Origin of the sequence: Staphylococcus schweitzeri, assembly GCF_002902405.1 — a bacterium.
Lineage (GTDB): Bacteria > Bacillota > Bacilli > Staphylococcales > Staphylococcaceae > Staphylococcus > Staphylococcus schweitzeri.
The window spans coordinates 33,811-49,141 of record NZ_PPQS01000034.1 but is presented as its reverse complement, the minus strand read 5'-3'; the positions used below and the strand labels follow the sequence as shown (position 1 = coordinate 49,141).

13 protein-coding genes and 1 other RNA gene are annotated in these 15,331 nt (G+C 31.2%); 3 read left to right on the top strand and 11 right to left on the bottom strand.

The features are described from left to right. Positions 1-187: 187 nt before the first annotated feature. Complete coding sequence (locus CD116_RS06755; RefSeq protein WP_047549355.1) at positions 188-1,528, top strand: PepSY-associated TM helix domain-containing protein; 1,341 nt, start codon at positions 188-190, stop codon at positions 1,526-1,528. 145 nt (positions 1,529-1,673) lie between these two features. Here the strand turns inward: CD116_RS06755 and CD116_RS06750 are convergent, their stop codons facing one another. The 6 genes from CD116_RS06750 to CD116_RS06725 all read right to left on the bottom strand — a co-directional run bounded on the left by CD116_RS06750 (position 1,674) and on the right by CD116_RS06725 (position 5,149). After that, positions 1,674-2,006 carry a DUF4889 domain-containing protein gene (locus CD116_RS06750; protein WP_047529470.1) on the bottom strand — a complete coding sequence of 111 codons (333 nt, stop codon included), beginning with the start codon at positions 2,004-2,006 and terminating at the stop codon, positions 1,674-1,676. A gap of 83 nt (positions 2,007-2,089) precedes the next feature. Further along, positions 2,090-3,235: a THUMP domain-containing class I SAM-dependent RNA methyltransferase gene (locus CD116_RS06745; protein WP_047549352.1), complete on the bottom strand. Its 1,146-nt coding sequence runs from the start codon at positions 3,233-3,235 to the stop codon at positions 2,090-2,092. A 208-nt stretch (positions 3,236-3,443) separates the two neighbouring features. Continuing rightward, positions 3,444-3,822: RNase P RNA component class B (rnpB, locus tag CD116_RS06740), an RNA gene on the bottom strand. A gap of 62 nt (positions 3,823-3,884) precedes the next feature. Then, positions 3,885-4,229 (bottom strand): cell division regulator GpsB, encoded by a 345-nt coding sequence (gpsB, locus tag CD116_RS06735; protein WP_001286320.1) that lies wholly within the window; start codon positions 4,227-4,229, stop codon positions 3,885-3,887. 13 nt (positions 4,230-4,242) lie between these two features. Next, the gene (locus tag CD116_RS06730) at positions 4,243-4,806 is read right to left on the bottom strand and encodes an SLOG family protein (RefSeq protein ID WP_047425549.1); all 564 of its coding nucleotides are present in this window, start codon (positions 4,804-4,806) and stop codon (positions 4,243-4,245) included. Next, on the bottom strand, positions 4,799-5,149 hold the full coding sequence (locus CD116_RS06725) for a DUF1798 family protein (protein ID WP_047549349.1): 351 nt from the start codon (positions 5,147-5,149) through the stop codon (positions 4,799-4,801). The genes CD116_RS06730 and CD116_RS06725 overlap by 8 nt, the downstream gene beginning before the upstream one ends. Positions 5,150-5,642: 493 nt before the next feature. Here CD116_RS06725 and recU point away from each other — a divergent pair, with 493 nt between their 5' ends. Beyond that, positions 5,643-6,269, top strand: coding sequence for a Holliday junction resolvase RecU (gene recU, locus CD116_RS06715; protein WP_047425553.1), 627 nt, complete (start codon positions 5,643-5,645; stop codon positions 6,267-6,269). After that, a complete protein-coding gene (locus CD116_RS06710) occupies positions 6,266-8,452 on the top strand; it encodes a transglycosylase domain-containing protein (protein WP_047549346.1) in 2,187 nt (728 codons plus the stop codon). Before recU ends, CD116_RS06710 begins: the two co-directional genes overlap by 4 nt. A gap of 553 nt (positions 8,453-9,005) precedes the next feature. On the opposite strand, the gene CD116_RS06705 is transcribed toward CD116_RS06710, so the two are convergent. From CD116_RS06705 to CD116_RS06685, 5 genes are all read right to left on the bottom strand, one after another. Beyond that, positions 9,006-9,368, bottom strand: a complete 363-nt coding sequence (locus tag CD116_RS06705) for a YpoC family protein (protein WP_047549375.1) — start codon at positions 9,366-9,368, stop codon at positions 9,006-9,008. A gap of 4 nt (positions 9,369-9,372) precedes the next feature. Next, on the bottom strand, positions 9,373-10,032 hold the full coding sequence (gene nth, locus CD116_RS06700; protein ID WP_047549343.1) for an endonuclease III: 660 nt from the start codon (positions 10,030-10,032) through the stop codon (positions 9,373-9,375). Continuing rightward, positions 10,022-10,708, bottom strand: a complete 687-nt coding sequence (locus CD116_RS06695) for a DnaD domain-containing protein (RefSeq protein ID WP_047425559.1) — start codon at positions 10,706-10,708, stop codon at positions 10,022-10,024. The genes nth and CD116_RS06695 overlap by 11 nt, the downstream gene beginning before the upstream one ends. A 279-nt stretch (positions 10,709-10,987) precedes the next feature. Continuing rightward, entirely contained in the window at positions 10,988-12,280 is a 1,293-nt protein-coding gene (asnS, locus tag CD116_RS06690) for an asparagine--tRNA ligase (RefSeq protein WP_031787057.1), read from the bottom strand. Between the two features lie 334 nt (positions 12,281-12,614). After that, complete coding sequence (locus CD116_RS06685; RefSeq protein ID WP_047549340.1) at positions 12,615-15,308, bottom strand: ATP-dependent DNA helicase DinG; 2,694 nt, start codon at positions 15,306-15,308, stop codon at positions 12,615-12,617. Positions 15,309-15,331 lie beyond the last annotated feature (23 nt).

Genomic DNA, 15,331 nt, shown 5'->3' with positions numbered 1-15,331 from the left:
TAAATTTTATCATAGCTGCTTGATAAAACATACGGATATTCAATTTTCCCAAATATTTTAACTCAAAAATCCACTTTTCTAAAATTCATAATTTACCGTTAAATTTTTTTAAAAAATAAATATTGTCACATTTTGTTCACACACGTCGCAGAATTGACACCGTATAATAGCCAATTGGGAGGGAAATATGAAAAATACATTTAATCCATTACAAAGATTGCATTTCTATGCAGCAATATTTATTGCACCACTGTTAATCACTTTAACTATTTCGGGCATTGGTTACTTGTTCTTTCCAGAAGTTGAAAATAATATTTATAAGAGCGAGTTTTTTGGTAACAGTGATGTTAAATCGCATCAAACGTTAAATGATGCAGTGCATCAAGTTGAACGACAATATGAAGGATTCTTTGTTAGTAAAGTTAGTATACTTGAAGAACCATATAATAAACGAATTACACTGAGTGATATGGCAGGAAATCAACGTTACGTCTTTCTAGATCAAAACAATCAATTTGTTGCTGATCAAAATGCGAAACATACGTATTCCAATGTAATGCGAAGTATACATAGTTCATTGTTTACTGAAAATACTATTATTAATTATTTAGTTGAGTTAACCGCATGCTGGACGATATTCATGATTTTATCTGGGACTTATTTACTCATTAAGAAGCACCTGATTTCTAACAAAAGCAAAGCGCTTCGTTGGCAAAAATGGCATGCTATAACTGGAGTTACAATTGCAATTCCAGTATTTATATTAGTCTTAACTGGATTGCCATGGTCAGGTTTTATGGGCAGTAAAATTGCCGGTATGATGGATACAAATGGCGACCTTGGTCAAGGTGAATTATCGATTAATCCACCTAAATCAGATTTGAATGAGTTACCTTGGGCTACACGTAAAAATAAACAGCCAGCTTCATCTGAAAAGAGTTCAAGTGGTCATCATGGTAATGCAGCAATGCCTCAAACCAAATTAGATCATCAAATATCTATTGATAAGGTCGTTGAACAGGCGCAAAAAGGTGGTGTTGAAAAGCCATTTTCAATCGTATACCCAAGTGATAAACATGGTACCTTTATTGTATCTAATACTAGTAACTCAGGTGTTACTGGGCTAGATGTATCACCTCATAAGGAACAAACGCTTTATTTCGATCAATATAGTGGTAAAAAATTGGGTAGTATTAAATATGATGACTACGGCATTATTGCTAAATGGTTTACATGGGGCATCCCGCTTCACGAAGGACATTTATTCGGTATTTTAAACAAAATCATTAATTTATTAGTATGTATCGCTTTATTAGTAGCAATTGGTATGGGGTTTGTCTCATGGATAAAGCGTACAAAAAACACTGTTGTAAAAGTACCACATCGCGTCAAAAAACCAGCATCATTATCTTTAGTTTCCTTCTTAGTAATATTAGGACTATTAATGCCGTTATTTGGATTATCACTCATACTAGTGTTGGTAATTGAATTAATTTTGTATTTTAAAGATCGAAAAACTAAGCAATAATATATACAAGATTAAAAATCAAACAAAAGAAATAACGGAAACTTTTCATCAGTCAAATTTAATAAAAATCCAAAAATAAAAGCATCTAAAACGTATTTTTAGGTCGAAATTATAAGACCATAAATACGAAATAGATGCTTTTTTATTAATTCATATGCATGTCGTGAATTTTCATCATTAAACCGTGAGGAACATCATCATGTTCAACAACATCTTGTTTATAAAATGTCTTACCATCATCTTTAGAGACAAGTTTAACAAAGTCACCTTTTTTCGGCTTGAAATCATTAGATGGTTCTACTTTGATATTATGTTTTACTAACCCATCTTTTTCACTGACAACTTTTTCTGCATTTGTATTACTATTCATATAACCAAAATAAGTAGTTTTTTGACTTGAAAAAACCATTAAACATACAACGGCAATACCAATAACAACCAATGTTATAGATAAACCTAGGCCCATTTTTTTGCTCATGTATAAACTCCTCCATTTTTCAAAAATACCTATAATTATGAGAACATAAATATAAATAATTTTAGTCATGCATTAGAAACACTTTAGTTTTCAATGATTTTACGTTCTGTCTTTTTACCCCAGTATTGATAATAAGTACATTCTATATATCCATTAAATAACTTACGTCGCTTCGTTGCTTTACGATCTACTAAATATTCAAATTCTTTATTACTTGTCAAAATGTATGTCGATAAAAATGGATGTTGTTTCATTAGTTTACCAATATAACGGTACATCTCTTCAACTTCTTCACGATCACCAATACGCTCACCATATGGTGGATTTCCAATTAATGCCACCGGTTCTTCTGTATCAATTGTTAATGTATTCACATCTTTCACACTAAATTTAATAATGTCTGACAAGCCAACTTCTTCAGCGTTACGTTTAGCAATCTCTACCATTTCTGGCTCAATATCAGAAGCATAAACTTCGATTTCTTTATCATAATCAGCCATTTTATCCGCTTCATCACGGTAGTCATCATAAATATTTGCTGGCATGATGTTCCATTGTTCTGATACGAACTCACGATTAAAACCAGGTGCGATATTTTGAGCAATTAAACAAGCTTCTATAGCTATTGTTCCCGAACCGCAAAATGGATCAATTAAAGGTGTATCGCCTTTCCAGTTTGCCAGACGGATTAAACTCGCTGCCAACGTTTCTTTAATTGGTGCTTCGCCTTGCGCTAGTCTATAGCCACGTCTGTTCAAACCAGAACCTGAAGTATCGATAGTCAATAATACATTATCTTTTAAAATGGCAACTTCAACGGGATATTTGGCTCCTGATTCATTCAACCAACCTTTTTCATTATATGCACGACGTAATCGTTCAACAATAGCTTTCTTAGTTATCGCCTGACAATCTGGCACACTATGTAAAGTTGATTTTACGCTTCTACCTTGAACTGGGAAATTACCTTCTTTATCAATAATAGATTCCCAAGGGAGCGCTTTGGTTTGTTCGAATAATTCGTCAAACGTCGTTGCGTTAAAACGTCCAACAACAATTTTGATTCGGTCTGCTGTGCGCAACCATAAATTTGCCTTTACGATTGCACTGGCATCTCCTTCAAAAAATATACGACCATTTTCAACATTTGTTTCATAGCCTAATTCTTGAATTTCTCTAGCTACAACAGCTTCTAATCCCATCGGACAAACTGCAAGTAATTGAAACATATATAATTCTCCTTTTATACAGGTATTTTATTCTTAGCATGTGTTTTTTATACATTTCCAACATTTTTAATCACTGATACATTAACGTATTCGCTTATTATTTTAAAATGAGGCAGTGTCATTATATCAAGACAAGCTATTAATTTTAAGTGTTCTTTTCATGAAAAAAGCTCTCCATCATCTAGGAGAGCTAAACTAGTAGTGATATTTCTATAAGCCATGTTCTGTTCCATCGTACTCATCACGTGCACTAGTCACACTGGTACTCAGGTGATAACCATCTGTCTACACCACTTCATTTCGCGAAGTGTGTCTCGTTTATACGTTGAATTCCGTTAAACAAGTGCTCCTACCAAATTTGGATTGCTCACTCGAGGGGTTTACCGCGTTCCACCTTTTATATTTCTATAAAAGCTACGTCACTGTGGCACTTTCAAATTACTCTATCCATATCGAAGACTTAGGATATTTCATTGCCGTCAAATTAATGCCTTGATTTATTGTTTCATCAAGCACGAACACTACAATCATCTCAGACTGTGTGAGCATGGACTTTCCTCTATTAAAAATAGCGATTATCCAAAATATCACTTTTAAAATTATAACATAGTCATTATTAGTAAGACAGTTAAACTTTTGTATTTAGTAATTATTTACCAAATACAGCTTTTTCTAAGTTTGAAATACGTTTTAATATATCTACATTATTTGAAGATGTGTTTGTTGTTGTATTGTTTGAAGAAAAACTTTTATTATCTTGAGGTCTAGATGTTGCTACACGTAGTCTTAATTCTTCTAATTCTTTTTTAAGTTTATGGTTCTCTTCTGACAATTTTACAACTTCGTTATTCATATCGGCCATTTTTTGATAATCAGCAATAATGTCATCTAAAAATGCATCTACTTCTTCTCTTCTATAGCCGCGAGCCATTGTTTTTTCAAAATCTTTTTCGTAAATATCTTTTGCTGATAATTTCAATGAAACATCTGACATTTTTTCCACCTCATTAGAAACTTTGATCTTCAGACCACTGTAAGTCATTGATGAATGCTGTTAATTCATCGAACGTCACAATATCACAAGTATAGTTTGTTTTATTCATAAAATCAACTAACATCTGCTTGAAGAACTTAGGACTCGCCTCTTGTTCCTCATCATAAATGAGCAATGTTTGATCCGAATGTTCAAGCATAAACTGATCTGCTTGCTTAAATTGAAAAGGACCTTGATACGGGGCATGAAAAATACTATCAACATAATCTGCATGTTTAATAATATTGGCATACTTGCTTTGATTATGTTCATTCCACTTTTCGGTATGTCCTAGAAACGGTGTAATAACAGCGAACTTTAATGTTTCGTGCATTTTTTTAAGTTCAATCACCACTTCAGCAGTCCATAATTCTATACCCATTTGTCCTTGAATTAACACCCATTCTAATCCTTCATCTAATAATTGTTCGATTTTATGTTTTATAAATTGTTTTAAATAATGAACTTCAGGTGCGTCGTCTTTAAAAATATTTAATTCGAATGATTTATAACCTGTGACATATACTGTTTTAACCATAAATGCCCTCTTTAACTAAGCCATCTAAAATATTTTTCAAATCATAATGAACACTTTTCAGCTTTTCAACAAATAACTTTCTGCTAGTTCGCTTAAAATGACATTCAACTGATAGTTGTTCAATGTTAGCGATTAGGAGTTCAAACTTCCTCGCATTCATATATGGTATTTCAATGATAATTTCACGTTGCAACTTCATTTCGTTTAATAAATTATCAATATATACTGTATATGGTTTTACAATTTGATGAAAATCATGGTCTTGTTGTTGAGATTTAACATTTTCAAAATTTTGTTGCATATTATTAACTTCATAAATTAGTGATTCAATTATATCATTCATGAGGACGCCTCCTACATTTTTAAATTTATCACAATATACTACAATAGTCATGTTTTAAGACTTTAATTGATTTTAATTTTTTATATTTCAAAATAGTCAGTTTGCATACCAAGATAATCTAAAAACTTCCTATATAAATGGTGTTTTTTATAGCTATTTCATGAAAGGATAAATAAGACAAACCTATTTATTTTTTAAGTGTTTTTTTAAATTTAACCTGTCATTACAATCATACATTACCACCAAATTTTAAAAAACTTGTTTTAGATTTTAATTTTTAGAAGTAAATCTTTTACAAAGTATAAATTCATGTGTAAATTTCCAACAATAACGGTAAATGTATTATAATAATATTGTGTTAATGTCGAAATCACGTTAAAATAAGCTTTGGTGTATTGTGTCTTTCGCATTTATACTAATTTAAGTTTGGTGTTTTACTATAATGTTGTGTATAATGAACATCGTTTACTACCAAACTTGTGTGGTGAAATTTATGAATTATCCAAATGGTAAACCATATCGTAAAAATAGTGCTATAGACGGAGGGAAAAAGCTCCCTGCCTTTAGTAATATTGAATACGGTGGACGTGGTATGTCACTTGAAAAAGATATCGAACATTCAAATTCGTTTTATCTTAAAAGCGACATTGCTGTTATTCATAAGAAACCTACTCCTGTACAGATAGTTAATGTTAATTATCCAAAACGGAGTAAGGCTGTGATTAACGAAGCATATTTTCGTACACCTTCAACAACTGATTACAATGGCGTTTACCAAGGTCATTATATTGACTTCGAAGCAAAGGAGACCAAAAATAAAACTTCCTTTCCTTTAAACAATATACATGACCACCAAGTCGAACATATGAAAAATGCATACCAACAAAAAGGTATTGTCTTTTTGATGATTCGTTTTAAAACGCTAGATGAAGTTTATCTCTTACCTTATTCAAAATTCGAAATATTTTGGAATAGATACAAAGATGATATTAAAAAATCTATAACAGTTGATGAAATACGAAAAAATGGTTACCATATTCCTTATCAGTATCAACCAAGATTAGACTATCTAAAAGCAGTTGATAAGTTGATATTAGATGAAAGTGAGGACCGCATATGACGGAAAACAAAGGATCTTCTCAGCCAAAGAAAAATGGGAATAACAGCGGGAAATCCAATTCAAAAAAGAATAGAAATGTGAAGAGAACGATTATTAAGATTATTGGCTTCATGATTATTGCATTTTTCGTTGTTCTTTTACTAGGTATCTTATTGTTTGCTTATTATGCTTGGAAAGCACCTGCTTTTACCGAAGCTAAATTACAAGATCCAATTCCTGCAAAGATATATGACAAGAATGGTGAACTTGTTAAGACATTAGATAATGGTCAAAGACATGAGCACGTTAATTTAAAAGATGTGCCAAAATCAATGAAAGATGCAGTACTAGCTACTGAAGACAATCGTTTCTACGAACATGGTGCGCTAGATTATAAACGTTTGTTTGGTGCGATTGGTAAGAACTTAACAGGTGGATTTGGTTCTGAAGGTGCTTCGACGTTAACACAACAAGTTGTTAAAGATGCATTTTTATCTCAACATAAATCTATCGGACGTAAAGCTCAAGAAGCTTACTTATCATATCGTTTAGAACAAGAATATAGTAAAGATGATATCTTCCAAGTATATCTGAATAAAATTTACTATTCTGATGGTGTAACCGGCATCAAAGCTGCCGCTAAGTATTATTTCAACAAAGATTTGAAAGATTTGAACTTAGCTGAAGAAGCCTATTTAGCTGGATTACCACAGGTTCCAAACAATTATAATATTTATGATCATCCAAAAGCTGCCGAAGATCGTAAAAACACTGTTTTATACTTAATGCATTATCATAAACGTATTACAGATAAACAGTGGCAAGAAGCGAAGAAAATCGACTTAAAAGCGAACTTAGTAAATCGTACTAAAGAAGAACGTCAAAACATTGATACGAATCAAGATTCTGAGTATAACTCATACGTTAACTTTGTAAAATCTGAATTAATGAACAACAAAGAGTTCAAAGATGAAAATTTAGGTACTGTGTTACAAAGTGGTATAAAAATTTATACAAACATGGATAAAGATGTTCAAAAAACATTACAAAATGATGTTGATAACGGTAGCTTCTACAAGAATAAGGACCAACAAGTTGGTGCAACTATTCTTGATAGTAAGACTGGTGGCTTAGTTGCTATTTCTGGCGGACGTGATTTCAAAGACGTCGTAAATAGAAACCAAGCAACAGACCCACACCCAACTGGCTCATCTTTAAAACCATTCTTAGCGTATGGACCTGCCATTGAAAATATGAAATGGGCAACAAATCATGCGATTCAAGATGAATCTTCATATCAAGTTGATGGTTCTACATTTAGAAACTATGACACGAAGAGTCATGGAACTGTATCTATTTATGATGCATTACGACAAAGTTTCAATATTCCAGCGTTAAAAGCTTGGCAATCAGTTAAACAAAATGCCGGAAATGATGCACCTAAGAAATTCGCTGCCAAACTTGGCTTGAATTATGATGGCGAAATCGGACCTTCTGAAGTACTTGGTGGTTCTGCGTCAGAATTCTCACCTACACAATTAGCATCAGCATTTGCTGCAATTGCTAACGGTGGTACTTATAACAATGCTCACTCAATTCAAAAAGTAGTGACACGAGACGGTGAAACAATTGAGTATGATCACACTAGTCATAAAGCTATGAGTGATTACACAGCTTATATGTTAGCTGAAATATTAAAAGGTACTTTTAAACCTTATGGTTCTGCATATGGTCATGGTGTATCTGGCGTAAATATGGGTGCTAAAACTGGTACTGGTACTTACGGTGCTGAAACTTATACACAGTATAATTTACCTGACAATGCAGCGAAAGACGTATGGATTAACGGCTTTACTCCTCAATACACTATGTCAGTGTGGATGGGCTTCAGTAAAGTTAAACAATATGGTGAAAATTCATTTGTTGGACATAGCCAACAAGAATATCCACAATATTTATACGAAAATGTAATGTCTAAAATTGCTTCTAGAGATGGCGAAGACTTCAAACGTCCAAGCTCAGTAAGTGGTAGCATTCCATCAATCAATGTTTCTGGCAGTCAAGATAACAACACTACAAATCGTAGCACACACGGTGGTAGCGACACGTCAGCAAACAGTAATGGTACAGCTCAATCAAATAGTAATAACTCTAGATCTCAACAATCAAGAAATAGCGGTGGATTAACAGGAATATTTAACTAATTCACACACAACATAAAATCCTCAGTTATCCCATAATAATGGTGTAGCTGAGGATTTTTTATTTCTATACACACATGCACTATTTGATACTTTGGTGGAAATGGTAAAGCCAATTATTTACTAATATTATACAAGAGTCTATTATAAACACTTTTATATTACCGTTTTAAGATTAGTTATAATTTTGAATTCCCATAATTGTTTGTCTCCTTTTTAAATAACCTGGTCTTTTTTTCATAAAAATTAACAACAAGAACATTCAACAAGTTGTTTTGCTTCTATTTTTAAAATTCTGATCATATACTTTCGTAAATTGATATTATGGTAAATTTACTACGTCTGTTAATCAGTCGAATATCAACATACTTGTAATGTATATATGCAGTTATAGACATAAGAAAACCACCTACGACTCGAAATTGAAATCTTAAAGCATGCATCATGATTTACATTTCGATATAGGTGGACAGTTTTTAAAATTAAGAAATTAATCACACGACCCCTAACATAAAAGCTCATATTAGTGTATGGATTAGTTTATAAATTATCGACATTAGGAAATGTTCGAATTACGGTTTATATGCTTATTTTTTAATCTTGTTTGATAACTGGCATTCATTTTAATAATTTCTATTAAAAATGTTTTCATTTGTCGATATCCCATAAAATGATATTTACGTTCAATCATATAATCATATCTTTCTTTGAAATTCATAGGAACCACAGGATAGTAATCTAGATTATCAAAATCAATATCACCACTAATTTCATTAATATGCTTAAAATATGCAATGATTTTTTCATGATATTCATCTAAATACGGCTTTGCTTCATCAGAACCTAATTTTTTATTTTTAGCAAGAATATCAATAGTGTCTTCTAATGTTTGAAAATCCTCTTTCGTTATCTTAGTCATCATATCACGCTTCTTTCAAACTAGCTTTATAACGTTTTTGTCCTTCTCTACAATCATCTAACAATGGACATATATCACACTTAGGCTTACGAGCTAAACAGTGGTATCTTCCAAAGAAAATTAGTTGGTGATGGCTTCTATTCCATCTATCTCTAGGTATAATAGAGCATAAACGATCTTCTACTTGACGTACATTGTCTTTCCATCGGTTAATACCTAAACGTTTTGATACACGTTCTACATGGGTATCTACTGCTAATGACGGCTCTCCAAATGCTACACTCATAACTACATTTGCAGTTTTGCGCCCAACACCTGCTAAACTTTCTAATTCTTTATGTGTTTGTGGTATTTCTCCATTATATTGATCAAGAAGTGATTGACAAAGTTTTTTAATATTTTTAGCCTTATTACGATATAAGCCAATAGAACGAATATCATTCATTAGTTCTTCATCACTCACTACTAAATAATCTTCTGGTGTTTTGTATTTTTTGAATAACTCATTAGTTACTCTGTTTACAAGTACATCTGTACATTGTGCAGACAGTAGTACTGCTATAGTCAATTCGAATGGATTATCATGTTTCAATTCACACTCTGCATCTGGAAACATATTCGCTATTATATCAATCATTTCTAAAGCTTTTTTCTTACTTACCATCAAGGTTCTCTCCATTTAACCAATCAAATTTCGGCACCGGTTTAACGGTGTGAGTCATTTTAGGTTTATTAAATTTTTGACGTATTTTTCTAGAATCATCAATGGTTTTCACATTATTTTTCTTCCAATTTAGTAAAATACGATCCATATATTTAAAACTGAGTTTGTTTAAACTATTCGCTTCATCTAAGGCAGCTTGAATAATTGCAGTATCATGCTTATCAACATCAATCCATTGATTTAATGTTTCAATTTCAAATGGAGATAAAGGTCTAGCAAAAGTATCTTCTAATATTCTAAATAGTTGTTTGAACTTTTCTTTATTATCTTGTTCTTTCGTCTCCATATTTTGTTGTTTTAAAATCTGGCTTAACTTTTCAAAAAATGGATCAAGATTCATATATTCAGTAAACTTACCTTCTTCGTCTTTCTGAACTTGTAATTCAAGCAATTCACGTTGAATTAAATTCTGAATAACTGCAGTAACATCACGTGGTTGCATAGTTGAACCTTTTTGTAATAATTCTATTGAAGGCTGTTTATTTGAAGTTTCGGAAGCATAAATCAATTTGAGTAAAATAACTAAATCTTGCTCATCTAAACCTAATTCACTGTAATGGTCTAACAATTCTCTTCGAATCACTACAGGTCTTGTTTTCAATTGATATTTATCCATGTTAGTGCCTCCCTATATATTAAATCATTACTTATTAGTATAAATCATTTTCTTTAATTATCGACTAAAATGCTTACTATATTTAAAATTATTAAAGCTAACTTTATAAAATTGATATGTCACCTGAAATGAAATATCAATCATCATATCGAACATATTTTCAATTTGAACTAAGATAAATTAATGAAAAACTAAGCACAAATCGCCCAGCCATTTAACAATAGACTGGACGATTGGTTTAATAGTCAGAAAATAAACTTTTGATTCATTTATCGAAAATTATGGGTATAAACGGTTTAACAATCTTGGGAATGGTGCCGTTTCTCGAACGTGTTCTACACCAGATATCCAAGCAACTGTGCGCTCTAGGCCTAGACCAAAACCACTATGTGGTACGCTACCATATCGACGTAAGTCTAAATAGTAGCTATATGCTTCTTCATCTAATCCGTGCTCTTTAACGCGTTGTTCTAATAATTCTAAATCATCTACACGTTCAGATCCACCAATAATTTCACCATATCCTTCTGGAGCAATTAAGTCTGCACATAATACAGTTTCTTCATTTTCAGGATTTGGTTGCATGTAGAAAGGCTTGATTTTAGTTGGATAATTAGTAATAAACACTGGTAAATCATAATGATTAGCAATAGCTGTTTCATGTGGCGCACCAAAATCTTCGCCCCATTCAATATCATCAAAACCTTCTGCTTTTAAGAATTCAATTGCATCGTCATATGAAATTCTAGGGAATGGCGTCGCAACTTTTTCAAGTTTTGAAGTATCACGCTCTAAAATTTTCAATTCAAGTTTACAATTTTCTAAAACTGATTTAACAACATGCGTCACATATTGTTCTTGAATTTCTAGACTTTCAGCATGATTTGTAAATGCCATTTCACCTTCAATCATCCAGAACTCAATTAAGTGTCTACGTGTTTTAGATTTCTCAGCTCTGAAAGTTGGACCAAATGAAAATACCTTTCCATGAGCCATTGCAGCAGCTTCTAAATATAACTGACCACTTTGTGATAAAAATGCATCTTGATCAAAGTACTTAGTATGGAATAATTCACTTGTACCTTCTGGTGCACTTGCAGTTAAAATTGGTGGATCAACCTTAGTAAATCCATCATTATTGAAAAATTCATATGTAGCACGAATAATTTCATTTCTAATTTTCATTACAGCATGTTGCTTTTTAGAACGTAACCATAAGTGACGGTGATCCATTAAAAATTCTGTACCATGATTTTTAGGTGTAATTGGATAATCATGCGCTTCAGAAATCACTTCAATTGATTTCACTTGCATTTCATATCCTAAGTCAGAACGATTATCTTCAGTAATTGTACCAGTCACATAAAGTGATGATTCTTGTGTAATTTCTTTCGCAAGTTTAAATACCTCTTCATCAACTTCTGATTTAACTACTACACCTTGCATAAATCCAGTACCATCACGTAGTTGTAAAAAGGCGATTTTACCACTTGAACGTTTATTTGTTAACCAAGCACCAATTGTAACGTCTTGGTTTAAATGATCTTTCGCTTGTTTAATCGTTGTTTTCATAACCATTCTCCTATTTATTTTTTCGTTATACAATACTCATTCATTTTAACAAAATACGCTTTCAAGTTCTAGAACTACACATAAAGATAACGTGTAAATGGTAATGATTTACGTATAGACTTTTAATAAAATCTACAAAAAGGATTCTATTATCTTGTTTTGCAATTATATTAGTTAAGTCCTAAAACATATATCTAATTATAAAACTATATGATTAAAACAACATTTTCTTTAATATCTCTATGAATTTAAATTATATGTACTCAAACATAAACACAAAATCCTCGTAACATAATATCAATTTCAACATGTTACGAGGATTTTATAATTTATATTACTTTTTCTTTTTTTGAATTTGTCTTAATAACTTTCCAAATTGTTGAATGTCGCCCTTTTTCTGACGATAATTTTCTAATGTTTGTTCAAAGAAATTTTTGTAATTACTGTTAATTAACCGATCATCAAATGACACTATAACGCCTCGATCATTTTCATTTCGTATTAATCGACCAAGTCCTTGTCTAAATCGAATGACCGCATCTGGTAACACATATTCTCTAAATGTTGAGGTGAATTCTGAATCCATTAGCCAATATTTTGCATTATGTTTATTCATAAATGGCAATTTAGCAATCATGACACATTTAATGCCATTTGCTTGGAAATCAAAACCTTCAAAAAATGTTGAGGTACCTAATAAAATAGCTTTGTCAAAATTATTAAATTGTTGTACTATTTTATAATTTTGGTTCTGCTGTTGTGTTAAAACAACATAATCTTCAAATTCAGGTAATTCATTCAACATATCTTGAACCATATGCATCATTTTATAACTTGTAAATAACACTAAACATTTTGATGAGGTAATTGACGTATATTCTATAATATAGCTCACTATTGATGCTACGTATTCATCTATATTTTTATATTGATAAGATGAAACGTCGCTTGGAATAAAGACACTTGTATTTTTCGAGCTTTGTAATGAAGTGTTTACTTCAAATGTATTAAAATGAACATCTTTATTAAATAAGTGTTTAAATGCATCAAATGAATGGTTGAATTTTAAAGTGCCAGAAATAAAAATTAAAGATTTGAATTTTTCAAGTACTTGTTTGGTTAATACGTCTTTCACAGCATAGTCTTTAACATATAAACGAATTGTTGATTTTTGTGATAAATTTTTAATTGAAATAAAACTCGTATGACCTGCTTTCAAGCTTTGTTCAATATTTTTAAATTTATCTTTTAAATATAATAATTGCTTACGCAAAGACTTAACTGTCTTATGACTGATACCGTTAAAAATTTCTAAAGTCTTATTGAGCTTGTCGATAATTGCATGTAAGTCTTTCAAAATATCTTTCGATTCAAAAGTAAAAACATTATGGAATCTATGAATATCATCATCATAAACTTCTGAATCGTTAACAATTTTATAAATTGTCGAGAACAACTGTTCATTCAACTCATGAATTTCATTCATACTCGCTTTTAAACCAAATATATCAATAGGTGCTATATCTAATTTTTCCAAAATTCGTTGTTTCTCTAATTGATCAATTGCTTTTAGTAACTTTTCATTTTCATTTTTACCAATTAATCCAAGCTGATATTTAACATCTGCATAACTTAATTCGTTAGTCACTTGATTCAACGCATAATCCGGTAATCGATGTGCTTCGTCTACTATGCAATCATCAAACAATTGATATATTGAATTTTCCGCATCTGAATGTATTAAATGCGCATGGTTTGTTATACCAATTTGAATATTTTGTGCATTTCGTTTAATAAAATTATAATAATGTACATCATGACGTGCCGGAACGTATGTTTCAATTTTCTGGTCAAAATACATCTTTTGACCACCTTTTAAATTCAACTCTTGAATATCCCCGGATGGTGTTTCAGTAATCCATATCAATAATTGCATTTTTAAAATGCCAACTTCATAGTTACTAGTTTCATCTTTTAAAATTTGGCTAATTAATCCTAATGATATGTAATCACTCTTACTCTTAATTAATAATGCATTAATTTTAAAATTCAACGCCTCATTCATCGCAGGAATATCTTTCTCTAACAATTGACTTTGCAATAATTTAGTATTCGTTGATATCATTACATGCTTACCAGTTTCAATATTATACATTAAAGCGGCAAGCAAATATGCTAGTGACTTACCACTACCTAATGAAGCTTCAATCATCGCTTTTTCACTATGCATTAATTGATCTAAAATTGTTTCTGCCAAATATAATTGTTGCGGTCGATAAGTTAATTCCATTCGCTCTACAACTTTACTATATAACGATTTTAAACTTCCATTATAATTAGTTGTTGGCTTTTTCAAATCTACTTGCTTACGATAAATAATCTGTTCAAATTTATCATAAGACTTATCCAACGGCTTAGCTTCATATTGCCTAACCATTTCAAAGAAAATATCATATAAATCATACTTCAATTGTTTACTTAAATAATACAATTGTTTTAAAGTATCTAGTGGTAACTTTTCAAATTTTTTAAAAGCTAAAATCATTAATTTTGCAGTTGTAGCAGCATCTTCATCAGCTCGATGTGCATTCGTTAAAGTAATATCATGTGCTTCTGCTAGCTCACTCAATTGATAGCTTTTATCTGTTGGAAAAGCAATTTTAAATATTTCTAGCGTATCTATCACTTTTTTAGGACGATAATGAATGTTACAATCTTTAAATGCTTTTTTTATAAAATTTAAGTCAAAATCAACATTATGTGCGACAAATATACAATCTTTTATTTTATCATATATTTCCTGTGCGACTTGGTTGAAATATGGCGCTTTTTGCAACATATTTTCTTCAATGGATGTTAACGCTTGAATAAATGGTGGAATTTCTAAATTTGTTCTAATCATTGAATGATATGTATCAATAATTTGATTATTACGCACAAACGTTATCCCAATTTGAATAATATCGTCAAAATCTAATTGGTTTCCTGTTGTCTCTAAATCGACAACAGCATAGGTTGCCATACCCATAGCTATCTCTCCTTGCTTTAGTG